This window comes from Variovorax sp. GW821-FHT09A10 (assembly GCF_059418385.1).
In genome coordinates this window covers 78221-101265 of sequence record NZ_JBWKPT010000007.1, presented here as the reverse complement: position 1 = coordinate 101265, position 23045 = coordinate 78221, and the positions used below count along the sequence as shown (strand labels likewise).

Genomic DNA, 23045 nt, shown 5'->3' with positions numbered 1-23045 from the left:
CGTTCAGGCGCCCTGTTCGTCGGCCAGGCGGGACTCGGCAACGCGCGCGCCGTCGTCGAGCGCGGCGCGGTCGAACATCGCACCCATCGCCACCACGATCTTTCGCGGGCCCTCGAAAGGGTCGCGTGCATGGGCGGCGAGCATGTTGTCGAGCATCACGACGTCACCCTGGCGCCAGTCGAAGCGCACGGCGCAGGCCTCGTAGGCCTGGCCGACGATGGCCATCGTTTCGTCGGCGATGGGCGAGCCGTCGCCGTAGGTCACGTGGCGCGGCAGGCGCTCGACGCCGCCCATGGCCAGCAGGTCTTCGCGCACCTGCGGCTCGAGGCAGGCGACGTGGTGCAGCTGCACCTGGTTGAAGAACACGCGCTCGCCGGTCAGCGGGTGGCGGATCACGGCAGGGCAGCGGGTGCGCGTTTGCAGCGTGTCGCCGTCGAACCAGCGCCATTCGATGCCGGCGGCGGCCAGACGCGCCTCGACGTCTTCGCGGCGGTCGGTCTTGTAGAAATCCTGCCAGCTCACGTCCAGGCCGGGCGTGAAGGTGCGCACGTACTGCAGCCCCTTGCGCTCGAAACCGGCCACCACCTCGGCCGGCAGGCGGCGCAGCATCTCGCGGCAGTCGACGATGGGCGTGGCGCCGCCCACGGGCGACGGCAGCTCGCAGAAGAACCACTGCTTGCGCGGCCAGCGGTCCAGGTGCGCACTCTCGTTGTGGAACAGGATCATCTGGCGCTCGGGGTACGGCGTGGAGCGGTAGGTCTTCTTGCCGCCCTCCTTCTTCGGCAGGTCGCCGTAGCTGCCGTACAGCTCGGGCTCGATGGCTTCGGCAAAGGCCTCGAAGTCCTGCGGGGTCTTCAGGCCGAAATCGCGGAACAGGATGCCGCCGTGCCTGGCGACCAGCATCTCGATGTAGTCGGCCTGGCCCTTGGCCCAGGCGACGGTGTCGAGCTCGGGGCTGGTGGCCTGCAGCACGATGGGGAACTCGGCGCCGGGCTTGAGGAACGAGGTCTGCACGGCGGGCCGCGCGGCGGCGCGCACGGGCGCGCGGCCGGCGCCCAGGGCGTCGAGCTTTCCGAGTTTGTCCAGTTTCGAGGCCGGGCGGACGTTGGGAGCGTTTGTCATGGCGATGGATTCCTCCGAGGGCATGGGGGCCAGCGCGTCGATCGGCCGGCCGGGTGTGGCGACGATCCGCTCCAGCAGCGCATGCCACGAAGCGGTGAAGGTTTCGACGGTCTCCCGCCGGTAGAGGTCGGTGGCGAACACCCACTCGGCGGTGAGCGCGCCGTCGTGTTCGCTGGCGAACACCGCCAGGTCGAACTTGGATTCGTTCATCTGCTGGGGCAGCACCTCGACCTCGGCGCCTTCGATGGCGAACCGGATCTCGGGCGTGTTCTGGAGCACGAAGAGCACCTGCACCAGCGGGTTGCGGTCGCGTGCGCGCGGCACGCCCGACAGCTCGACGATGCGGTCGAAGGGCACGTCCTGGTGGTCCATCGCGGCCAGCGTGTCGGCCCTGGTGGCGGCCAGCCATTGCGCGAAGTCGGTGCCTGTCTTCGCACGGCGCGAGCGCAGCGGCACCACGTTGACGAAGAAGCCGAGCAGCCCTTCGAGGTCCGGGTGGCCGCGGCCCGCGACGTCGGTGCCGATGACGATGTCGTCGGCGCCCGAAGCCTGGTGGAAGAACAGGAAGAACGACGACAGCAGCAACGTGAACAGCGACGTGTCCGACGCCCGCGCGAGCGCGGCCAGCGATTGCAACAGCGGGGGCGACAGCGTGAGCCGCACCGAGTCGCCGGCGTGCGTGGGCACAGCGGGGCGCTGGTGGTCGGGCTTGATGCCCGAGGCCTGCGGTGCGCCCGCCAGCCGCTCGCGCCAGAACGCGGCCTTCGGCGCGAAGCCGTCGGAGGCCAGAGTGCGCGCATACCAGGCGGCGTAGTCGACGTACTGCACGGGCAGCGGTGCCAGTGCCAGCGGCTGGCCGCGCCGCGCGCGCTCGTAGAACGCGGCCAGCTCGCGCGCGAACACGGCGATCGACCAGCCGTCGAACACGATGTGGTGCACCACGAGCACCAGCACATGCTCGCGCGCGGCCATGCGCACGACGGTGGCCTTGATCAGTGGCCCTTCGGCCAGCGCGAGCGGTGCACGCACGAGTTCATCGAACAGGGGGCCGTAGCGCGCGCCGTCGTCGAGTGCGATGACGGGAATGTCGAGCGGCGCGCCGGGGCGCACGACGGCCATCGGCTCGCCGTCGTCGTCTTCAGTGAACACGGTGCGCAGCACCTCGTGGCGCGCCACGATGGCGTCGATGGCGGCGCGCAGCGCGCCGATGTCGAGCTCGCCGTGCAGCGCGAGGCCGGCCGACATGTTGTAGGCCGCACGGCCGCTGCGGTTGGCGGCGTCGGTGAGGCGGTCGACCAGCCAGAGGCGGCGCTGCATCGGCGACAGCGGCAACGCACCGCCGCGCGCCACGGGCGTGATCTCCATCGCGCTGCGCTGTGGCGCGGCGGCGGTCGAGGCGACACCGAGCCGCGCGGCCAGGCCGGCGATGGTCGGCGCCTTGAAGAACTCGCTGGGGTGCAGCTCGGTCGCGTAGCACTTGCGCACGCGCGACAGCAACTGGATGGCGACGAGCGAGTCGCCGCCGAGCTCGAACAGGTTGTCGTCCACGCCGATGGGCGCGATGCCCAGGCGCTCGGTCCACAGCGCGGCGAGCGCGGTTTCGACCTCGCCCTGCGGCGCGACGAACGGGGTCTGCAGCGCGGGCCTTGGGTGGGCCGCGCCTGCGGCAGCGGCCGGTGCCTCGTCGCCGAGCAGGTCGAGCATGCCGTTGTCGAGCGGGCCCAGGCGCGTGGCCAGGTCGGTGGTCGAAATGACGGTCTGCGCGCGCGCCGGGCCGTTGACGATGCGCTCGAAGACGCGCGCGCCTTCGGGGCCGTCCATGCCGATGTCGTCGGGCACGTCCATGTGCGCGGCCATGCCCAGGCCGCGCCAGGCGTCCCAGTTGACCGAGAACACCGGGAACGCGCCGAGCCGCTCGTGCGCGACGGCCACGGCGTCGAGGTAGGCGTTGGCGGCGGCGTAGTCGCTCATGCCCAGGCCGCCGGCCACGCTGGAGATGGACGAGCACAGCAGCACGAAGTCCAGCGGCTGGCCGCGCAGCGCGTCGAGCAGCACGCGCGTGCCGCGCACCTTGGTTGCGAACACGGTGTCGACCTGCGCGCGCGTGCGCCCGGCCATCATGCCGCCGCCCGCATCGCCGGCGGCGTGCACGACGCCGTGCAGCGGGCCGAAGCGATCGTTCGCCTGTGCGAGGACGGCGCGCATCGCGTCGGCGTCGGACACGTCGGCCGACACGGTGAGCACCTGTGCGCCGAGCGTTTCGAGTTCGAGCAATTGCTGTAGCCGCAGCTTCAGAGCGGCGGGCGTGCTGTCGGCCGCAACCAGTGCGAGCCATTCCGCGCGCGGCGGCAGCGCGATGCGGCCGAGCAGCACCAGCCGCGCCTGCCACTGCACGGCCAGGTGCTTCGCCAGCGCGAGGCCGACACCGCCCAAGCCGCCGGTGACGAGATAGACGCCCTCGCGGCGCAGGCGCGGCTGCACGGCAGCGGTCAACGTCGCGGGCTCGTAGGTCCTGATCCAGCGGTGCGCACCACGGCAGGCCACCAGCGGCTCGCCGGGCTCGGCCTGCAGCGCCGCGGCCTCGGCCACGATCTGCGCGACCAGCCGGCCTTCGGCATCGCTCTCGGGCGCAGGCAGCACCACGTCGATCACGCGGCAATGCACGCACGGGTACTCCTGGCCGATCACCTTGCCGATGCCGCGCAGCGTGGCCTTCTCGGGGCACAGCGGCTCGGTGCCGGTGACGTCTTCGAGCTGGTTGGCGACGACGGCGAGCGGCAGTGTGCGCTCGCCGGCTTCGAGCGACTGCACGAGCGCGAGCAGGCTGAAGAAGCTGCGCTCGAGCAGCTCGGCCTGCGGCTGTTGCGCGGGCAGCGCTTCGTCGAGGCTCCACAGGTGGTAGATGCCGGCGATGGCGCCGAAGTCGGCCGCGATCTCCGTCTGCAAGCGGGCGTGGTCGTCGCGTGCGCCGGGGCGCAGCGTCCAGTGGCCGTGGCCCGTGCGCGCGAAGGCGCTGCCGCGCTCGGCCAGCACCACGGTGCGGCCCTGCGCACGCAGCTGGCGCACGAGGTGGCCCGTGAGGCTGCGGCTGTCGCCGAGCACGAGCAGGCAGCCGTCGGCATCGCTTGAAGGCGCGAGCACCAACGGCTCCGTGCGCTGCCACGAGGGCACGTAGAACGCGTCGGCGTTGGTGCGTTGCACCGCCTTTGCGGCGTCAGGCGCTTCCACCCAGTAGCGGCGGCGCTGGAACGGATACGCCGGCAGCGGCACGCGCCGACGCGCGGCGCCCGCGCGGCAGGCGGCCCAGTCGATGTCCACGCCCGCCACCCACAGCTGGGCCAGCGTCTGCGCGATCTGCTGCGCGTTGCGCGCCTGTTGCTGCGGGTGCACCTGGCTGGCGAGCACGCCGGCGGCGGTGTCGGCCAGCGGATGCTGGCGCGCCAGGCCCGCCAGCGTTTCGCCGGGGCCGACTTCGAGCAGCACGCGGCCCGGCACCTGCAGCAAGGTGCCCACGCCGTCGGCGTACTGCACGGTGCCGCGCAGGTGGCGCGCCCAGTAGGCGGGGCTCATGGCCTCTTCGGGCGTGATGAGTTGGCCCGTGACGTTCGAGACAAAGGGGATCGTCGGTGGCCGGCGCGGCACCGAGGCGATGAGCGCTTCGAGCGGCGCGAGCAGCGGCTCGGTCATCGCCGAGTGCGAGGCGATCGACACATGCAGCCGGCGCGGCAGGTGGCCCGCCGCGCGCAGCCGCGCCTCGGCGGCCTCGACCGCCTCGCGCGGGCCGGAGATCACGCTCAGCTGCTCGGCATTGGCGGCGGCGAGGTCGCAGCCCGGCGCCAGGAAGGGCGCGAGCGCGGCTTGCGACAGCGGCACGGCGGTCATCGCGCCGGGCGGCATCGACTGCAGCAGGCGTCCGCGCAGGGCCGCGACACGCAGTGCATCTTCGAGGCGGAACACGCCCGCCAGGCAGGCGGCGACGTACTCGCCCAGGCTGTGGCCCATCATCACCGCGGGCCGCACGCCGCGGCGCATCCACCACTGCGCCATCGCGTACGCGACGACGAAGAGTGCGGGCTGCGCGAGCGCGATGTCGAACAGCCGCGCGTCGGCCTCGGCTTCGCCGCCGGGCGCGGGGAACAGCACGGTGCGCAGGTCGAAGCCCAGCTCGGGTTGCAGCAGCGCGCAGCAGCGGTCGATGTCGTCGCGGAAGGCCGCGTCGTCCTCGTAGAGTGCGCGGCCCATCTGCGCATGTTGCGTGCCACCACCGGGGAAGAGGAAGACCACTTCGGGTGCCTGCGCGGGTGCGGCGCGCACGGCCAGTCCTTCGCCCGCCGAGAGCAGCTGCACGGCCCCTTCGGCGTGGTCGGCCACCACGGCGCTGCGATGCTCGAAGACGCGGCGGCCCGCCTGCAGGGTGTGGGCGACGTCGGCGAGCGGCAACGCGGGGTGCGTGCGCAGGTGATCGGCCAGTTGCTGTGCGGCCTGGCGCGTTGCGGACGCACTGCGGGTCGACAGCGGCAGCGCCTGCCAGCCTGTCGTTGATTCGGACGCAGCGACGGGCGGCGCCTCTTCCAGCACGACGTGCACATTGGTGCCGCCGATGCCGAAGGAGCTGACGCCCGCCCGGCGCGGCGTGTCGCCCTCGGGCCAGGGCTGCGCCCCGGTGTTCACGCGGAACGGGCTGTTCGCGAAATCGATCTGCGGGTTCGGTTGCTCGAAATGCAGGCTCGGCGGCAGCGTGCGGTGGCGCAGCGCCAGCGTCGCCTTGATGAGCCCCGCCACGCCGGCTGCCGCATCGAGGTGGCCGATGTTGGTCTTGACCGAGCCGATGGCGCAGTAGCCGCAACGCCCGCCATCGCCACCGTCGGCACGGAAAGCCTGCGTGAGCGCGGCCAGCTCGATCGGGTCGCCCAGCGTAGTGCCCGTGCCGTGCGCCTCGACATAGCCGATGGTGTGCGCGGGCGCGTCGGCCATCAGTTGCGCCGCACGGATCGCGCCGGCCTGGCCCTGCACGCTCGGTGCGGTGAAGCCGATCTTGTCGGCGCCGTCGTTGTTGGCGGCCGTGCCCTTGATGACGGCGTGGATGGTGTCACCGTCGCGCAGCGCGTCGGCCAGCCGGCGCAGCACGACGATGCCCGCGCCGCTGCCGATCACCGTGCCCGCGGCCTGGGCGTCGAAGGCGCGGCAGTGGCCGTCGGGCGAAAGGATGGCGCCGTTCTGGTAGCGGTAGCCGCCCTCCTGCAGCAGGTTGAGCCACACGCCGCCGGCCAGCGCCATGTCGCAGTCGTGGCTCAGCAGGCCCTGGCAGGCCAGGTGCACGGCCACCAGCGAGGTCGAGCATTCGGTCTGCACGCTCAGGGCCGGGCCGCGCAGGTCGAGCTTGTAGGCCACGCGCGTGCACAGCGAGCCGGCGGAGTTGCCGCTCATGAGGCCCAGCATGTCGGCGATGCCGGTGCCCGCGTCGATGCCGACGGCGGGCAGCAGGTGCTTCATGAGGTAGAGGTTGGGGCCGTCGCCCGCGTAGACGCCGACCGGCGCCCCGCCCTTCTGGCCGGTCGGCCAGCCCGCGTGGTCCATCGCCTCCCAGGCGCATTCGAGAAAGATGCGCTGCTGCGGATCGAGGTGCTCGGCCTCGCGCGGCGAATAGCCGAAGAAGCCGGCGTCGAAGCGGTCGAAGCCGTCGAACAGCACGCCGGCCTTCACGTAGTCGGGATCGGCCAGTGCGCGCTCGGGCACGCCGCGCGCGCGCAGTTCGTCGTCGCTGAAGACGGTGACCGACTCGACGCCGTCGCGGATGTTGCGCCAGAAGGCGTCCACGTCGGGCGCGCCGGGAAAGCGGCCGGCCATGCCGACGATGGCGATCTCGAGGCCCGTGGTTTCGGGGGAAAGCGGGGTGTCGTCTTGCGCGTGCATCAGAGGGTTCTTTCCGTGGGTCGGCGGCGTTGCAACAGGGCCGCGCGCTGCTGCTGCGCGCGCTGTTTCGCCTGCGCGGCGTCGTCGGTAGCAGTGGTGACGGCGGGGCCGCGCCCCTTCTGCTCGATGTGGCGGGCGAGTGCGCCGACGGTCGGGTACTTGAAGAGGTCGACCACCGCCAGGCCCGGCTGCAGGCGGTCTTCCACCAGCCGGTGCATGCGGATCACGAGCAGCGAGTTGCCGCCGAGGTCGAAGAAGTTGTCGTGCAGGCCGACCTGTTCGACCTTGAGCAGCTCGGCCCAGATCGCGGCCAGCGTCTGCGCGACGTCGCCGTGGGGGGCTTCGTAGCCTGGCGCGCCGGCGGCCGCCGGTGCGGGCAGCGCGCGGCGGTCGACCTTGCCGTTGGCGCCGAGCGGGAAGCTGTCGAGCACCATCAACGCCGAGGGCACCATGTAGTCGGGCAGCGCCTGCGCCAGCCGCGTCTTGAGCGTGGTCGCGTCGAGCGATGCGCCTGCAGCGCGTGCGACGTAGGCCACGAGCGAGGGGCCGGCTGCGCCCTCGTGCAGGCACACCAGCGCCTCGCGCACGCCGGGCTGCTCGCGCAAGCGCGCCTCGACCTCGCCGAGCTCGATGCGAAAGCCCCGCACCTTCACCTGGTGGTCGAGCCGTTCGAGGTACTCGAGCTGGCCGTCGGCGCGCCAGCGCACGAGGTCGCCGGTGCGGTACAGGCGCCCGCCTGATGGATCGAAGGGGTCGGCGACGAAGCGCTCGGCCGTCAGGGCCGAACGCCCGAGGTAGCCGCGCGCGAGGCCTTCGCCGCCGAGGTACAGCTCGCCGGGCACGCCCTGCGGCACGGGCTGCAGGTCGGCGTCGAGCACATGGGCGGTGCGGCGGCCGACCGGGCGGCCGATGGGGGCGTAGCCCTGCACGACGGCCTCGGCCTCCGCAGACCACAGGGTTGGCGTGATCACGGCCTCGGTCGGGCCGTAGGCGTTCACGACGCATGCCGGGTGCAGCACGCGGCGGACCAGCGCGAGGTCTTCGCCGGTCCAGGCCTCGCCGCCGAAGAGCGCGAGGCGCACGGCGTGCTGGAACGGTGGCTGGTCTTGCAGCAGCTGGCGCGCGTAGGCCGGCGGCAGGTCGACCACGCTGACGCGGTGGCGCTGCAGCAGGGCATCGAGTTCGCTGGCGAGCGAGCACCACTGCGGCTGCAGCACCAGTGCGGCGCCGGAGGTCAGCGGCAGCAGGCACTGCTCGATGGCGGCATCGACATGCGGCAGCGCGAACTGCAGCGAGCGGTCGCTCGCCGTGAAGCCGCAGGCCTCGGCCATGGCCTGCAGGTGCATCGACAGCGCACCGTGCGCGACCGCCACGCCCTTGGGGCGACCGGTGGTGCCCGAGGTGTGGATCACGTAGGCCAGGTGGTGGTCGTGCAGCGTGACTTGCGGGGCCTCGTTCGATTCGTCGTCGAGCGATGCGTCATCGACCGTGATGCGCGTGAGGGGTCCGGTCACCGAGCTGCGGCTGCCCGTCAGCAGCAGCGCGGCGCCGCTGCCGGCCAGCAACTCCGACAGCCGCTTCGGCGGGTGCGACGGGTCCATCGGAAGGTAGGTGCCACCGGCTTTCAGCACGGCGAGCAGGCTGGCGACGCGGTCGATTGGGGCATCGACGGCCACGGCGACCCGCGTGTCGGGCCGCACACCGTGGCACAGCAGGCGGTGCGCAATATGGTTGGCGCGGCGGTCGAGGGCGGCGTAGGACAGTTCGGTGTCGCCTGCGATCAACGCGACGGCATCCGGCGCACGGCGGACGTGCGCTTCGAACAGGCGATGCGCGGGCGTCGCAGCCAATGCGGACGATGTACCCGTGCCCCAGGCATGCAATTGCGCCTGCTCTTCGGCAGCGAGCCACGGCGCATCGCCAATGGCGCGGGCCGGGTCGGCCGTCAGCGCGTCGAGCAACGCGCGGTAGTGCGCAGCCATGCGCGCAACCGTCGCCGCATCGAACAGCTCTGCCGCCGCGGTGAAGACCGCGCGTACCTGGCCGTCGGCGCGCTCGCGGATGTCGAGCGCGAGTTCGCACTGCGCGGCGCTGTCCTCCATGCGGTACTCGTCGACCGCCAGGCCCGGCAGGCCGCGCAGGACCGCCGTGTCTTCGCGCAGCAGGTTGAACATCACCTGGAACAGCGGGTTGTGGCTGAGGCTGCGCTGCGGCTGCAGGGCGTCCACGAGCTGCTCGAACGGCAGGTCCTGGTGCGCCTGTGCGCCGAGCGCGGCCTCGCGGGTCTGGGCCAGCAGTTGCGCGAACGGAGTGCGGCCGTTCAGCGTGGCGCGCAGCACCTGCGTGTTGACGAAGAAGCCGATGAGGCCCGTGGTCTCGGGGCGGTGGCGGTTGGCGACCGGTACGCCCACGCGCACATCGGGCTGACCCGTGTAGCGATGCAGCAGCGCCTGGAAGCCCGCGAGCAAGACCATGAACAGCGTGGCGCCATGCGCCTGCGCGGTGGCGTGCAGGCGGGCGACGAGGACTGCGTCGAGGTCGAAGGCATGCGAGGCCGCGCGGTAGTTGGCGACCGCGTGGCGGGGGCGGTCCGTGGGCAAGGCCAGCACGGGATGGTCGTCGCCGAGTTGGGCGCGCCAGTAGGCCAGCTGGCGTTCGGCCTCGCCGGCGGCGAGCCAGTCGCGCTGCCAGGCGGCGTAGTCGGCGTACTGGATCAGTGGCGTGGCGAGCGACGGCGTCTCGTCCTTCGCGTGCGCCGCATAGGCCACGCCGAACTCGTCGAGCAGCACCTGCAGCGAGGCGCCGTCGGACGCGATGTGGTGCGTGACGATCGCGAGGATGTGGTGCGCGTCGCCGAGCTGGAGCCAGGCCGCGCGCAGCACGGGGCCGGCTGCGAGGTCGAAGGGCTCGGCCTGCAGCGCGCGTGCCTGTGCGGCGGCGGCGTCTTCACGTTCGTCGACCGGCAGCGCGCGCAGGTCGATGTGGGCGAGCGCCAGCGGCGCCGTCGGCAGCACCTGCTGGCCGACCGTGCCGTCGGCCGCGGTGCGGAACACGGTGCGCAGGCTCTCGTGGCGCGCGAGCAGGTCTTCGAGCGCCGCCTTCAGTGCGTCGGCATCCAGCACGCCCGACAGGCGCAGCGCCACGCCCACGTGGTAAGCGCTGTTCTGCGGATCGAGTTGCCAGAGGAACCACTGGCGCGCCTGCGCATGCGACAGCGCGAGCAGCCCCGTGCGGCGCTCGGCCGGCAGGGCCGGGATCGGCTGGTGCGCGCGGCGTTGGCCAAGCGCCCGCACGCGCCGCAGTTCGCGCGCGAGGTCACCCAGGCGCGGCTGCTCGAACAGCGCGCGCAGCGGAAAGTCGATGTCCCAGCGCTCGCCGATGCGCGCGGCCACCTGCGTGGCGGCGAGCGAGTTGCCGCCGTGGGTGAAGAAGTGCGCGTCGCGCGCCAGCGGCCGCTCGGCGGGGCGGCGCAGCACCTCGTGCCAGATCGTGACGAGGGCCTGTTCGACGTCGTCGAGTGCGGCTTCGGCTGTGTCGACTGCGGGGGCGCTGCCGCCCAGCACGAACGCGCCGTGTGCGTAGATCGCATAGGCGTCCGCCGTGCGATCGATCCATCCCTGGCGGCAGGCGCCGCGCTGCAGCTTGCCGCTCGTGGTCTTGGGCATGCCGCCGGGGTTGAGCAGCATCACGACCGACAGCGGCTCGCCGCACTGCTCGCTCACGGCCGCGCTCAGCGCCTCGACCAGCACCTCGGGCCGCACCAGCTTCTGGATGCTGCGTGACACCTCGGCCGCAAGGCCGATGCCCTCGCCTTCCAGCCCCTCGACCGCGAAGGCCGCGACGCGGCCCTTGCGCACGGCCTCGACCTCGCGCTCCACTTCGCGCTCGATGTCCTGTGGGTACAGGTTGTGGCCGCGCACGATGATCATGTCCTTGATGCGGCCGGCCACATAGAGCTGGCCGTCGTGCACGAAGCCCAGGTCGCCGGTGCGCAGCCAGCGCGTGCCGTCGTGCTCGACGAAGGTCTGCTGCGACACCTCGGGCTTGTTCCAGTAGCCGCTGCCCAGGCTCGGGCCCGAGGCCCAGATTTCGCCGACGGCGCCATCGGCGCCCACGCTCAGCGTGGTGGTGTCGACGATGCGCACCGCGTGGTGCGTGACGCTGCGGCCGCAGCCCACGAGCATCGCGCCGCCGTCGTCGCGCACCACGGCGCCTTGCGCCAGGCGTGCCTTGTCGAAGGCGTGCGCGACCATGCCGGCGCCGCGGTGCCCGCCCGTGACGAACAGCGTCGATTCGGCCAGGCCGTAGCAGGGGTACACCGCTTCGGCCGGAAAGCCTGCGGGCGCGAAGCGTTGCTGGAACGACCGCAGCGTGTCGGCGCGCACCGGCTCGGCGCCGGAGAACGCGAGGCGCCAGGACGACAGGTCGAGCCTTTGCAACTGCGCGTCGGACACGCGGTCCAGGCACAGGCGGTAGGCGAAATCGGGCCCGCCGCTGACGGTGGCGCGCAGCCGCGAGACGGCTTCGAGCCAGCGCACGGGACGCTCGAGGAAGTAGCGCGGCGACATCAGCGCCACGACCGTGCCGCGGTGCATCGGCTGCAGCAGGCCGCCGATGAGGCCCATGTCGTGGTTCAGCGGCAGCCAGGTGACGAAGGTGTCGCTCGTGCAGACCGAAAGGCCCTCTTCGATCGCGCGCATGTTCGCCATCAGGTTGGCGTGCGTGACCATGACGCCCTTGGGCGCCGAGGTGGAGCCGGAGGTGTATTGCAGGAAGGCGATGTCGGTGGCGGCCGGCGTGTGCGGGCGCCATGCGTCGGCGCCGGCGGCGTCGATCTCATCGACGGCGATGAGCACGGCCTGCGCAAAGGCAGCGTCCAAGCCCGCCATCGCATCGCGGATGGCGGCGTGGGTCAGCACGCAGCAGGCACCGGCATCGGCGGCGATGCCTTCGAGCTTGCCCAGGTGGCGCTTGCGCGTGGACTCGGGCGGGAACACCGGCACGGCGACGAGGCCCGCGTAGAGGCAGGCGAAGAAGCTCACGACATAGTCGTCGCTGTTGTCCAGCATGATGAGCGCGCGACCGCCGGGCGCGAAAGCCTGCTGCAGGTGCGCCGCGAGGCCGCGCACGCGCGCGTCGAGGGTGCGGTAGCTGATGGGCGTGTCGAGTGCGGCGCCGTCGCGGTCGGTGATGGCGATCAAGGCGATGTCGTCGGGGCGCTGCGCGGCGAGGCCACGCAGGTGGGTCACGAAGTCCACGGGATGCATCGGGTTCACAGGGGTTGTTCCTTGGTGTGCCAGGCCAGCGCGGCGGCGTAGCCCGGCGGCGCGGACAGCGCCATCGCTTCGATGCCGGCCCACGCGGGCACGGCGCAGTCGACGGCGAGCGCGCCATGGGCATCGGGGTGGATGCCGACCCTTTGCAGGTGCTCGGCCATGCCGACGCCGGCGGCCTTGAGCACGGCCTCCTTGCCGACCCAGCGTCCGTAGAAGGCACGTGGCAGGTCGGCGTCGCTGCGAATTTCGCGCTGCTCGCGCGCGGTGAAGGCCATGGCGAGCAGCGCATCGGCGTCGGCCATGAGGTCGCGCGCGCAGGCTTCGATGTCGACACCCACGCAGCGCACGCGCGCCGGATCGGCCAGCGCGATGAGCGCGTGGTCGCCGGCGTGCGAGATGTTGAAGAGGGGTGCGGCGTTGTCGCTGCCGGCTTCGACGAAGGGCTTGCCGTGTGCGTCGGCGCGCAACGGCACCTCCGCCGGACAGCAGGCAAGGCGCTGCGCGATCAGGCGGCGCACGGCGGCGCGGGTGTGGGCGAAGCGCACGCGGTCGGCGTGGCGGGCGAAGCGAGTCGCGCGTGCGCGCTCGTCGGGCGTGAGATCGGCCCAGGCATCACCGTCCTCGGCCGCAAGGTCCAGGTCCAGGCGGTGCAACGCGATGCCCGGCGGCAACGGGTCATGCCAGGGCACGAGCCGCATCGACGCCTCCTGCCGCCATCAGCGCCGGCGCGAGGTGCCGCGCCAGCGCAGCCAGCACGGAGGTCTCGTGCTGGCGGATGAAGAAGTGGCCGCCCTCGAACCCCTCGAGCGTGAAGCGCGCATGCGTGGTCTCGGCGGCCCAGGCCTGCATGCGCCACGGGGCGATGTCGTCCTGGCGGCCGGCCAGCACATGCAGCGGCACGGGCAGCGGCGCAGGGTCGGCGTGCACGAAGCTGCGGCACAGGCGGTAGTCGGCGCCGAGGGTGTCGAGTGTCATGCGCAGCAGCTCGGGGCTGTCGAAGAGTTCGTCGGGCGTGCCGCCCTGCTTGCGCAGGTCGGCGACAAGGGCCGCGTCGTCGGCGGTGTCGAGAAAACGGTCGGGGTCGCGCTGCGACGGTGCCGCGCTGCCGGAGACGATCAGCGCGCCCGGCAGCGGGCGCTGCTGCTGCCGCTGGTGCTGCGCCATGCCCCAGGCCAGCAAGGCGCCCATGCTGTGGCCGAAGAGCGCGTAGCGACCGCGCAGCACGCCTTCATGCTCGGCGCACAGCTGCGCGACCATGCGGTCGAAGTCGTCGACGAAGCTCTCGCCCAGGCGCCCGCCGCGGCCCGGCAGCTCGACCGGCACGACCTCGATCCAGTGCGGCAGCGCACGCCGCCAGCGCAGGTACATGGTGGCGCTGGCGCCCGCGCAGGGCAGGCACAGCAGGGGCAGCGAGGCCTGCATGTGCGTCAGGCGGAGGCGGACGCGTTGTCGCTCTGCTGCTGCGCGGCCATCCAGTCGCGCAGCGACTTGGGGCGCATGTCGGTCCACTGGGCTTCGACGTAGTCGAGCACGGTCTTCTTGTCGCCCTTGACGCCGTCGACGGCGGTCCAGCCGCCGGGCACGGCCTTCCAGTGCGGCCAGATGGAGTACTGCGCTTCGTGGTTGACGAGCACGATGAAGGTCTCGTCCTCGCGGTCGAAACAGCTGGTAGACATGGGCGGTCCTCTTGGTAAGTGCAATGACGGGCAGGGTTTGCCCTTGCGATACAAGACGCGCCGCGAGGCCGGGTGTTTAGTCCTCTGTGCATGAAAGCCGCGCACGGCCGCGCCGCGGCGGGGCCGCAGTTGGAACTGCGAGAAAAGAGCGTGCGGGTTAGCGGGCTGCGTCTTCGGCGTCCGGCGAAGGGACGTCGTGCGCGGGCGGCACGAGGCCCACGAGCAACCAGAGGCGGGCCGCTTCTTCGTAGGCCTGGCGATGGGCGGGCTCGGCGGCGAGCCATTGCGCGAGCTCGGCGCTCGCGGCGGCGTCGAGCGCGCCTTCGCCGGCGTGCTGGCGGCGAACCCACGCCCAGGCGGTCTGCCAGGTGGGATCGCTTTGCTTGTCGTTGGGACTGCTGCTCATCGGCGGCCATCGTAGCGCCGATGCGGTGCGTCGGAAAACTCAGGCGGCCTGCACGAGGTAGCGGCAGCTTTCGAGGGCGGCGTCGGCGTCCTTGATCATGAAGTTCACGAGCGTGGCGGAGCAGCCCAGGCGCGCGGCGATCTCGCGCTGGGTCAGGCCACTCAGGCGGTTGAGTTCGAACGCGAGGCGGGTGCGTGGCGGCAGCGCTTCGAGCACGCGGTCGATGGCCACCAGCGCCTGCCGGCCGCCGAGCACGCGGTCGGGTGCGTCGTTGCTGCTGGGCGGGCTCACGAGTTCGACGTCGTCGCAGTAGGTGCGGTAGCTGGCCTCCACGGAATGGTGGCGGTGGTAGTCGACCGCCACGTTGCGCACCACCTGGCAGCAATAGCCGAGCGGCTTGCGGACATCGCGCACCGAAGCGCCGTCGGCGAGCTTCAGGTAGGCGTCCTGCAGCACTTCGTCTGCGAGGTCAACGGTGCGGACGATCTTCTGCGCGACGCGCTGGAGCTGGGCACGGTTCGCGATGAAGACCTCCCCCAGCGTGGGCGCGGACGGGGAAAGCGACAGATCCATGGGTACTCCTGAAGTGTTCAAGGGCAAAGATGCAAATAAGAACTATTACCATTTGATGACGCAAAAGAGCCCTGTTTTTCCCAGTGGCGCCTTTCCGTCTCTCTCCCTGTCTAGACGTTTGAGCGGCCGAAACCGAGACACCTAAAATTCCGCCCCTTACATTGCTCCCGTACCCATGAACATCGTCGTCAACGAAGAACTCAAAGCCTATATCGATCCCTTGACGCCGGAGGAGTACGAAGCCCTCGAACGCAGCATCCTCACCGAAGGCTGCCGCGACGCGCTGGTGCTGTGGGGCGACGTGCTGGTGGACGGCCACAACCGCTACGGCATCTGCCAGAAGCACGGCCTGCCGTTCCAGACGGTGCAGAACACGCGCTTCAAGACGCTGCAGGACGTGCACCTGTGGATGATCGACCAGCACCTGGGCCGCCGCAGCATCTCGGACTACCTGCGCGGCGTGCTGGCCCTGCGCAAGAAGGACATCGTGGACGAGCGCCGCGCCCGCAGCACCGTCACCACCCCGACCACGGCGGACGATCCGCCCTTCGATGTCGACGACGCGCCCGCTTCGACCTCCACTCCCGCTTCCGACGAAGCCCTGCCGCCGCCCGTGCCGCTGAACAGCCGCGAGGCCATCGCCCGCGCCGCGCGCCTGAGCAGCAGCCAGGTCACGATGATCGAGAAGATCCAGAAGCAGGCCGCGCCCGAGCTGGTGGCGGCCGTGAAATCGGGCGTGATCTCGATCAACACGGCTGCGGCCGTCGCCTCGCTGCCCGCCGAAGAGCAGGTGACGGCCGCCAACGCCGGCAAGGACGAACTCAAGCAGGCCGCCAAGCGCGTGCGCGAGGCCAAGCGCAAGCCGCGCGAGGCCGCACCTGAAACCGAAGAAGGCGCCGAACCGGCGTCGCTCGACGCTGTCCAGCAACTGGAACAGCGCGTGGCCGAACTCACGGCCGAAAACGCGGACCTGCGCCGGCAAGTGGCCGCGCTGCAGGCGCAACTGGCGCACTGACGCCCCGGCGGGCGCCGTTCTGCGCGCCCGCCTCTTTCACCGCCCCCTGAAACCTCGCGCGCCGCGCTGCGGCCCGCGAGGCTTTGTCGCGTCCGAGACCCACTGAAAACAGTTGTTCGTAATCTTGTGTTTTTATTTGCAACAAGTGTTATATTTTTGACGCCACCTCCAAACAAACACTTTAGTTCTCCAAGCCAGCGTTGCGGACGGCGTCACCGTCCAACTTCCTACAGTGAGTGCTTAAGTTGCAAAAAGAACGGCGATGCCGCCCCCAATCGGTGTTTTCGATGCGGTTGAACGCAATGCCCCGCAGCGGTCGGCTGGCGGGCTTCGCTTTGCGGAGGCTGCATGACGGCCGTTAACACTGTTCCCAAAAGTCAACGCGCCCTGCTGAGCTACAGCGTCGAGGGACTGGCGCACCGGGAAGAAGTGCTGCTCAAGTCGCTGATCCGGCTGCTCGACCACCGCACGCACCAGAACTGGTCGTGGAAGGCCGAGCAGGCCGACCTGCGGGTCGTCGGCGAACAGGTCGCCATTGCGGCTTCTTCGTTCCAACCGGCGGTGCCCACGCTGACCGTCGCCCATGCCGACCCGCAGCGCGGCCCTTTCCTCGCCCTGCCGCTGCACACCGATGCGCTGGAAGTCGCGCTCAACCGCCTCGGCGCGATGGTGGTCCACGCCCGCGGCCTGGGGCTGGCCGTGACCGAGGTGCCGATCGGCGAGCACGAAGAATTCCGCATGCTGCGCTGGCCGCCCGCGGCGGTGCTCGAAGCGCCGATCCGCCTGCGGCTGGCCACGCTGATGTCCAACCGGCCGGCGTCGGTGCTGTCGCTGCAGCAGCGCTCGCCCGCCACGCGCCAGGAGTGCGCGGACTTCCTGGCCGACCTGCAGCGCGCCGGCCTGCTCGAACGCGCCGCCAGCCCCGGCGTTCTTGTGGCCGCCTCGGCCCCCGACAGCGTCTTCCCCGACAGCCGCTTCCCGGCACCCGCCCGCGACACCGTGCAGCCCGGCCTGCTGGCACGCATCAGGAACCGACTCGGCTTGCTGCCGTCAGGCCCTCAATGACCGTAGAACACAAGATCCTCTTCACCGGCACCATGGGCGCCGGCAAAACCACGGCCATCGCCGGCGTGAGCGAGATCCCGCCCGTGAGCACCGATGTGCGCAACAGCGACACCTCGGTCGCCAAGGCCACCACCACGGTCGGCCTGGACTACGGCGAACTCACGCTCGACAACGGCGAGAAGCTGCGCCTGTACGGCACGCCCGGCCAGATGCGCTTCGACTTCATGTGGCGCATCCTGGGGCGCGGCGCGCTCGGCGTGGTGATCCTGGTGGACAACAGCCGCCCCGATCCGCTGGCCGACCTGGACATCTACCTGGACGGCTTTGCCGAACTCATCGCGCAGACCGCCTGCGTGGTGGCGGTGGGCCGCATGGAAACGCACCCGAGCCCCGGCATCGACGCCTACGCCCGGCGCATGGAGGCCAAGGGCGTCGTGTGCCCGGTGCTGCCGGCCAACGTCACCGATGCGCAGCAGGTCGTGCAGCTGCTGGAACTGCTCCTGCTCCAGCTCGAGGTCTGACGACACGACTCCTTTTCTCTTTCTCTCCTTCTCATTCCATTCAAGCAGCAATGAACATCACTCCAAGAATCAGGCTTGCAGCGGAATCGGCCATCGACACCCTGATGCGGGAAATCAAGGGCGTGAAGGCCGTGGTGATCTCGACCGAAGACGGCCTGGAGCTGGCCGCGCGCGTCGAGAACACCGCACAGGTCGCGCGCCTGTCGGCCATCGCCAGTTCGCTCGCCGCTTTGGGCGCCGTGGCCGGCGAGGAAAGCCAGCTGGGCCACTGCGACAACGTGGCGATCGAGGCCACGCACGGCCACATCCTGATGCTGCAGGCGCGGCATCCCGAGATGACGCTGATCGTGAGCGTGGTCACCAGCCGCGAAGCCATCATCGGCCAGGTCCTCTACTTCGCGAAACAGGCAACGCAGCTGCTGCAGCACGCCTGACGACGGGCATCGGCCCACCACACCCATTCGACACCGGCAGCCGCCCATCCCCTTCGCCCGGGTGGCCGCCGACTTTCAGGGGCGAGGACTAGGAAAGATTTCGATGGCAAATATCAAGCAATCCATGGACGACCTGATGACCTGCGACGGCGCCCTGTGCGCGGCGCTGGTCGATTCGAGCAGCGGCATGATCCTGGGCCAGATCGGCTCGGGCGTCGACCTCGAGGTGGCCGCCGCCGGCAACACCGAAGTGGTCCGCGCCAAGCTGCGCACCATGCGCGACCTGGGCCTGAACGACAGCATCGAAGACATGCTGATCACGCTCGGCAAGCAGTACCACATCATCCGCCCGATGCAGAAGAAGGAAGGCTTGTTCGTCTACCTGGTGCTGGACAAGACCAAGTCGAACCTGGCCATGGCGCGCCGCAAGACGCTCGACGTCGAACAAGGCATGACGGTCTGAGCGACGTCGTTGCCAGGCCCCGTTCAGGGCCTGGCGACACCGTCACTCGCGCAACGTGCGCCGCTCCAGCTTCGGGTCGGCCGCGATCTCCTCTTCGGTGAAGGGCGGCGTCACCAGCTGCTTGCGCGAGAAGAGTTCGAGCTGATCGTCGTGGTGCGGCGAAGCCGGGTCGCTGGACTGCCCGCCCGCCACCATCACGCGCGCCACCGGCTTGCCCTGCGCCCACGTGACCACATGCACGTACGAGGTGCCGGCGATGATGTCGCCGTAGCCGTCTTTCGTGAGCGGCGCGCCCTCCAGCGCATTGAGCACGCCCTGCCCGCCCGGGCCGCCATGCAGCGGCACGCGGCCGCGCGGCGTGGGCCGCGCCAGCATGTCACCCCATCGTTCGTCGCCACGCAGCCCCAGCGCCGCCAGCGCATCGGCCGTGTCGCGTATCGCCGCGACGATGCCCGCCGTCACGCCCGCCGCCGACGACACCGGCCGCACGCGGAACGGATGTGCCGGGTCGTAGGGCTGGGCATACAGGCCAGGCAGGCTTTCGAGCCGGGGCCCCAGCTCGACGAACAGCAAGGCACCGCGGCTGTCGACGTTGTGGCGCCGGTCCCACGCGGCCAGGATGCCGCAGGCGCGCTGCACCGTGGCATCGCCCTTCGCGCTGGTGCAGGCGGCCAGCACGGCATCGAGCGTGGTCTCGGCCAGGTAATTGCGATTGCCGAACACCAGGTTGGTGGCTTCGGCCACATCGATGCGGCCATCGGTCAGGCTGTCTTCGATCTGCCGTTGCGACATCAGCGTGCGCGCACTGGGCGGAGCCTTCGCGCTGCCGAGCAGCAATGAATAGCCATCGAGCTGGCGCCCCACCAGCGAGAGGCTGTAGCTGTCGTTGGCGTTCTGCACGATGCCGCGCGTGGCCAGCGCCGGAAGGCGGGAGGCCGGTGCCAGGCGCGGCTGGCCGTCGGCATCGCGCACCGCACAGGCGCTGCGACGGCCGTCGAGTGCGCCCGGCACGGTGGCGTCGTCGGGCGGCGGCACGACGGCGCAGTCGCGCAGCGCGGCATCGCCGATGTCGAGCAGCGGCCCCGACTCGATGTACATCGCCTGCCCCTGGCTGTCGCCCGCGATCAGGTGCGCGGTGATGCCGCGGTTGCGTGCCACCGCCTGCTCGAAGGCGCCGATGTCGCGCGCCTTCGCCACGGCAAGGATCTGGTCGAGCGCGCGCGCATTCGCCACGTTGGGGTCGGTCACGGCATGCCAGCCGACCGGGCGGCCCGCTTCCGCAGGCAAGCGGTACAGCGGTCCGAGGTGCGAGTACGGCAGGTCGTGGCTTTGCGTGCGCACGCTGCCGTCGGGCTGCTTCACGCGCAGCGCGACGGTCTTCATCGTCAGTTCGCGCGGTGCGCCGTCGACCGTGTACGAAGGCTTCGCACCGGGCTTCACGTCCAGCGCCACCAGCAGCGGATAGGTCACGGTCGAGGGCGCTTCGATGCTCCAGGCCAGGTGCCGCGTGAAGCCCGACAGCGGCAGCGGCAGGCCCAGGAAGTCGGCGCCCATCACGTCGATCTCGCCGGGAATGGTGAGGTGCATCTGGTGCATCAGCAGCCAGTGGTCCTGCCACAGCGTGTGCGGGTTGGCCACCATGATCGAGGTGTTCGTTCCCGTGGCCTCGGCGCCGTAGGCCCAGGCGTTGCTGGCCATGCGCTGCGTCGGTGGGCGGTCGCCCTCGGCCTTCGCCACGGGTGGCGCGCCCAGCTGGTCCCAGGTCGATGCCGAGGCGTACGCCGCGACGCTCAAGGCCTTCCACAGCGAGCCCACCTGCATCGTGGCGCGCACCACATCGCTGGCTTCCATCTGCGGCAGCGCCAGGCCCTTGCACGCGGCGGGGCGCGCCTCGGGCGACAGGTCGCGCACCCAGCGGTTGAAGCCGGCGGCATAGCCTTGCGCGAGCTGGCGTGCATCGGTGGACAGGCCCTGCCAGGCGGTCTCGACCTCGTCGTCCGACAGCTGCACGCGGTAGAACAGGTCACTGTCCAGGTTGGAAATCTGCAGGAAGGCCACGGTGGCCAGGCCGTCCGGGCCGAAGCGTTCCGAGCGCTCGCCGCGCAGCGTGAGCACGCGGTCGGCCAGCAGGCACAGGTGGTCGCGCGCGACGGCGTAGCCATGGCCATAGCCCAGGCCCGCGTAGTTGCTGGCCTTGATGTGCGGCAGGCCGTATTGCGTCCAGCGCACCTCGGCGCTGTAGGTGTCGCTCGACGCGGGTGGGGCGGAGGGTGGCGTCACCGCCGGCCCACCGAAGAAGCCGCCACCGCCTCCGCTGTCGCCGCCGCAGCCGGCCACGACGCAGGCGAGCGCGCAGAAACCGGCACGCAGCAACCCGCTGGCGCGCGGTGTCATGGCCTGGCCCCGCCCACCGGCTGGCTCTTGCGCGCAATCACCTGCATCTCCACCCAGGCCTTCGGCACGGCGATGCCGGCCAGCATGGCGGTGCCGGTCGGCTTGCAGGGCAGCACTTCCGACAGCGTCTTCACCACCGCGCCCAGGTGCTCGGCGCCGGCCACGATCAGCGTGTAGTTGATGACCTGCTCGAGCCGCCCGCCACAGGCCGCCAGGTACTTCTCGATGTTGCGCACCATCAGCCGGGTCTGGTCTTCGGCGCTGACGGCCAGCGTCTGCGTGTCGTAGTCCATGCCGATGGTGCCGGAGACGAAGATCCACTCGTCGTCGAACATCGCGCGGCTGTAGGGCGCATTGACAAAGGGCAAGGGGAAGTCGGCGGTCTGCATGTGAAGGTCTCTCTTTCGTTCTCTGTGTGTGTGGAAATGGAATCAGGCCCGCGTCATCTCGCGCACGATGGCGCGGGCGTGGATGTCGGTGGAATCGAACAGCGGTGCGGCGCACGCGATCCAGGGCTTCACGGCGCTCAGCTCGGTACAGCCCAGCACGATGCCTTCGGCCCCGCGCGCCACGAGCGCGTTGCACAGCGTCGAGATGACGGCCGCGTCGGCGGGGCTGGCCTCGCCGCGCGCCAGCGGCCCGAAGATGGCTGCGTCGAGCGTGCGGCGTTGCGCGGCGTCGGGCAGCACCAGCTCGAAGCCCGCGCCCTCCCCCAACATCTGGCCGAAGAACGGCGCATCGAGTGCGAAGCTCGTGGCCAGCAGGCCGAGGCGGCGCATCGACGGAAACCGCGACGCGATCTCGTCGCCGGTTTCACGCGCCACGTGCACCAGCGGCACGCCCGACGCGGCCTGCACGGCGTCGGCCGCGAAGTGACCGGTGTTCGCAAGGATCGCAATGAGCTCCGCACCGGCCGCACGCGCCTGGCGCGCGGCGGTTTCCATCTGGGCGCGTGCATCGTCGCGGCGCCCTTCCGTCATCGCGGCGACGACGCCGGCGAAGTCCAGGCTCACGATCACGCAGCGCGCCGAGTGCAGGCCGCCGAGTTCGCGCTGGATGTGCTCGTTCAACAAGCGGTAGTAGCTGAGCGTGGAGGGCCACGCGACGCCTCCGATCAGGCCCGCGGTTTTCATCATGGCGCGCACCCCGTCAGTCGAGCTTGAAGCCGAGCTTGCGGATCACCGGGCTGTAGCGCACCAGGTCGCTGTCGATGCGGCCCTTGAGTGCGCTCGCGCTGGTCTGCGCCGCCGGCTCGAAGCCGAACACCAGCAGCTTCTCGACCACATCGGGCTGGCGGATCGCCCAGTCGACGCCGTCGCTCACGCGCTTGGCGATCTCGGGCGGCAGGCCGGCCGGGCCGACCACGCCGAACCACACGGAGAAGTCGACGCCCTTGTAGCCCAGCTCGTCGAGCGTGGGCACGTCGGGCAGGCCCGAGAAGCGCCTGGCCGAGGTGACGGCCAGGATCTTCGCGCGCCCCGCCTTCACGAACTGCACATAGGGCGCCATGCCGTCGAAGGCGGCGTCGATGTCGCCCGCGATGGTGGCCTGCGCCACTTCGGCGCTGCCCTTGTAGGGCACGCGCGTGGTCTCGATGCCGGCGCTGCGGTTGAACTCTTCCAGCGCCATCTGCGACAGGATCGCGGCGGCGCCGATGTTGATCTTGCCGGGGGCGGCCTTGGCGCGCTTCACCAGCTCATGCACGTCGCCCACGCTGCCCGCCTGGGTGCGCGCGATGACGGCCGTGGGCGAGGTGATGGCCAGCGCCACCGGCGTGAAGTCTTTCCTCGGGTCGTAGGGCAGCCGGTTGTACAGCGAGGGGTTGAGCACGAAGGTCTGGTCGATGGACCACAGCAGCGTGTAGCCGTCGGGCTGGGCCTTCATGATCTCTTGCGCGCCGATCAGCGTGTTGCCGCCCGGCTTGTTGTCGACCACCACCTGCTGGCCCAGCTGCACCTGCAGCTTGGCCGCGATGAGCCGCGCGGCCACGTCGGCGCCGCCGCCCGCCACGAAGGGCACGACGAGGCGAATCGGCCGCGAAGGCCAGGCACTCTGCGCACCGGCAAGCGCCGGCAGGCACCCCGCGGCGAGGGCCGCCAGGAGCCCCAGAAACCGGCAGACACGTCGAGCATTCATCCATAAACTCCGTTCAAACCAAAGTGTTGCACACGCTAACGCCGCCTGTCA

Annotated in this window: 16 protein-coding genes; 5 read left to right on the top strand and 11 right to left on the bottom strand. The window is 70.8% G+C overall.

Translation table 11 applies throughout. From position 1 onward, the window contains the following. Positions 1-3: 3 nt before the first annotated feature. The 7 genes from AC07Q9_RS23785 to AC07Q9_RS23755 form a co-directional block, all read right to left on the bottom strand. Complete coding sequence (locus AC07Q9_RS23785) at positions 4-7035, bottom strand: SDR family NAD(P)-dependent oxidoreductase (RefSeq protein WP_495311992.1); 7032 nt, start codon at positions 7033-7035, stop codon at positions 4-6. Further along, positions 7035-12302, bottom strand: coding sequence for an amino acid adenylation domain-containing protein (locus tag AC07Q9_RS23780; RefSeq protein WP_495312125.1), 5268 nt, complete (start codon positions 12300-12302; stop codon positions 7035-7037). Before AC07Q9_RS23780 ends, AC07Q9_RS23785 begins: the two co-directional genes overlap by 1 nt. 5 nt (positions 12303-12307) lie before the next feature. Further along, positions 12308-13009, bottom strand: coding sequence for a 4'-phosphopantetheinyl transferase family protein (locus tag AC07Q9_RS23775; RefSeq protein ID WP_495311991.1), 702 nt, complete (start codon positions 13007-13009; stop codon positions 12308-12310). Further along, positions 12987-13733 carry a thioesterase II family protein gene (locus tag AC07Q9_RS23770; protein WP_495311990.1) on the bottom strand — a complete coding sequence of 249 codons (747 nt, stop codon included), beginning with the start codon at positions 13731-13733 and terminating at the stop codon, positions 12987-12989. Before AC07Q9_RS23770 ends, AC07Q9_RS23775 begins: the two co-directional genes overlap by 23 nt. Before the next feature lie 5 nt (positions 13734-13738). Next, entirely contained in the window at positions 13739-13987 is a 249-nt protein-coding gene (locus tag AC07Q9_RS23765; RefSeq protein ID WP_070062433.1) for an MbtH family protein, read from the bottom strand. Positions 13988-14144: 157 nt separating this feature from the next. After that, positions 14145-14393, bottom strand: coding sequence for a FecR/PupR family sigma factor regulator (locus AC07Q9_RS23760; protein WP_495311989.1), 249 nt, complete (start codon positions 14391-14393; stop codon positions 14145-14147). Positions 14394-14432: 39 nt separating this feature from the next. After that, a complete protein-coding gene (locus tag AC07Q9_RS23755; protein ID WP_495311988.1) occupies positions 14433-14966 on the bottom strand; it encodes a sigma-70 family RNA polymerase sigma factor in 534 nt (177 codons plus the stop codon). A 175-nt stretch (positions 14967-15141) separates the two neighbouring features. On the opposite strand from AC07Q9_RS23755, the gene AC07Q9_RS23750 reads away from it, so the two are divergent. From AC07Q9_RS23750 to AC07Q9_RS23730, 5 genes are all read left to right on the top strand, one after another. Beyond that, entirely contained in the window at positions 15142-15981 is an 840-nt protein-coding gene (locus AC07Q9_RS23750) for a plasmid replication/partition related protein (protein ID WP_495311987.1), read from the top strand. A 348-nt stretch (positions 15982-16329) separates the two neighbouring features. Beyond that, positions 16330-17046 carry a hypothetical protein gene (locus AC07Q9_RS23745; protein ID WP_495311986.1) on the top strand — a complete coding sequence of 239 codons (717 nt, stop codon included), beginning with the start codon at positions 16330-16332 and terminating at the stop codon, positions 17044-17046. Continuing rightward, positions 17043-17567: a GTP-binding protein gene (locus AC07Q9_RS23740; protein WP_062469903.1), complete on the top strand. Its 525-nt coding sequence runs from the start codon at positions 17043-17045 to the stop codon at positions 17565-17567. The genes AC07Q9_RS23745 and AC07Q9_RS23740 overlap by 4 nt, the downstream gene beginning before the upstream one ends. A gap of 50 nt (positions 17568-17617) precedes the next feature. Further along, positions 17618-18001, top strand: a complete 384-nt coding sequence (locus AC07Q9_RS23735) for a roadblock/LC7 domain-containing protein (RefSeq protein WP_062469906.1) — start codon at positions 17618-17620, stop codon at positions 17999-18001. A gap of 103 nt (positions 18002-18104) precedes the next feature. Continuing rightward, on the top strand, positions 18105-18464 hold the full coding sequence (locus AC07Q9_RS23730) for a hypothetical protein (protein ID WP_095746312.1): 360 nt from the start codon (positions 18105-18107) through the stop codon (positions 18462-18464). A 42-nt stretch (positions 18465-18506) separates the two neighbouring features. Here the strand turns inward: AC07Q9_RS23730 and AC07Q9_RS23725 are convergent, their stop codons facing one another. From AC07Q9_RS23725 to AC07Q9_RS23710, 4 genes are read right to left on the bottom strand one after another with little or no spacing between them, the layout of a single operon-like run. Beyond that, positions 18507-20858 (bottom strand): penicillin acylase family protein, encoded by a 2352-nt coding sequence (locus tag AC07Q9_RS23725; protein ID WP_495311985.1) that lies wholly within the window; start codon positions 20856-20858, stop codon positions 18507-18509. After that, on the bottom strand, positions 20855-21247 hold the full coding sequence (locus AC07Q9_RS23720; protein ID WP_447746431.1) for a Rid family hydrolase: 393 nt from the start codon (positions 21245-21247) through the stop codon (positions 20855-20857). The genes AC07Q9_RS23725 and AC07Q9_RS23720 overlap by 4 nt, the downstream gene beginning before the upstream one ends. 42 nt (positions 21248-21289) lie before the next feature. Continuing rightward, positions 21290-21994 (bottom strand): aspartate/glutamate racemase family protein, encoded by a 705-nt coding sequence (locus AC07Q9_RS23715; RefSeq protein WP_495311984.1) that lies wholly within the window; start codon positions 21992-21994, stop codon positions 21290-21292. Between the two features lie 13 nt (positions 21995-22007). Next, entirely contained in the window at positions 22008-22994 is a 987-nt protein-coding gene (locus AC07Q9_RS23710; protein ID WP_489058118.1) for a Bug family tripartite tricarboxylate transporter substrate binding protein, read from the bottom strand. Between the last annotated feature and the right edge of the window lie 51 nt (positions 22995-23045).

What these genes read in the sequence shown, in the direction of transcription:
- AC07Q9_RS23755 (WP_495311988.1), bottom strand. Translation starts at nt 14,966, where the DNA reads ATGGATCTGTCGCTTTCCCCGTCCGCGCCCACGCTGGGGGAGGTCTTC.
- AC07Q9_RS23725 (WP_495311985.1), bottom strand. Translation starts at nt 20,858, where the DNA reads ATGACACCGCGCGCCAGCGGGTTGCTGCGTGCCGGTTTCTGCGCGCTC.
- AC07Q9_RS23775 (WP_495311991.1), bottom strand. Translation starts at nt 13,009, where the DNA reads ATGCGGCTCGTGCCCTGGCATGACCCGTTGCCGCCGGGCATCGCGTTG.
- AC07Q9_RS23760 (WP_495311989.1), bottom strand. Translation starts at nt 14,393, where the DNA reads ATGAGCAGCAGTCCCAACGACAAGCAAAGCGATCCCACCTGGCAGACC.
- AC07Q9_RS23740 (WP_062469903.1), top strand. Translation starts at nt 17,043, where the DNA reads ATGACCGTAGAACACAAGATCCTCTTCACCGGCACCATGGGCGCCGGC.
- AC07Q9_RS23735 (WP_062469906.1), top strand. Translation starts at nt 17,618, where the DNA reads ATGAACATCACTCCAAGAATCAGGCTTGCAGCGGAATCGGCCATCGAC.
- AC07Q9_RS23710 (WP_489058118.1), bottom strand. Translation starts at nt 22,994, where the DNA reads ATGAATGCTCGACGTGTCTGCCGGTTTCTGGGGCTCCTGGCGGCCCTC.
- AC07Q9_RS23730 (WP_095746312.1), top strand. Translation starts at nt 18,105, where the DNA reads ATGGCAAATATCAAGCAATCCATGGACGACCTGATGACCTGCGACGGC.
- AC07Q9_RS23745 (WP_495311986.1), top strand. Translation starts at nt 16,330, where the DNA reads ATGACGGCCGTTAACACTGTTCCCAAAAGTCAACGCGCCCTGCTGAGC.
- AC07Q9_RS23785 (WP_495311992.1), bottom strand. Translation starts at nt 7,035, where the DNA reads ATGCACGCGCAAGACGACACCCCGCTTTCCCCCGAAACCACGGGCCTC.
- AC07Q9_RS23780 (WP_495312125.1), bottom strand. Translation starts at nt 12,302, where the DNA reads ATGCATCCCGTGGACTTCGTGACCCACCTGCGTGGCCTCGCCGCGCAG.
- AC07Q9_RS23720 (WP_447746431.1), bottom strand. Translation starts at nt 21,247, where the DNA reads ATGCAGACCGCCGACTTCCCCTTGCCCTTTGTCAATGCGCCCTACAGC.
- AC07Q9_RS23770 (WP_495311990.1), bottom strand. Translation starts at nt 13,733, where the DNA reads ATGCAGGCCTCGCTGCCCCTGCTGTGCCTGCCCTGCGCGGGCGCCAGC.
- AC07Q9_RS23750 (WP_495311987.1), top strand. Translation starts at nt 15,142, where the DNA reads ATGAACATCGTCGTCAACGAAGAACTCAAAGCCTATATCGATCCCTTG.
- AC07Q9_RS23765 (WP_070062433.1), bottom strand. Translation starts at nt 13,987, where the DNA reads ATGTCTACCAGCTGTTTCGACCGCGAGGACGAGACCTTCATCGTGCTC.
- AC07Q9_RS23715 (WP_495311984.1), bottom strand. Translation starts at nt 21,994, where the DNA reads ATGATGAAAACCGCGGGCCTGATCGGAGGCGTCGCGTGGCCCTCCACG.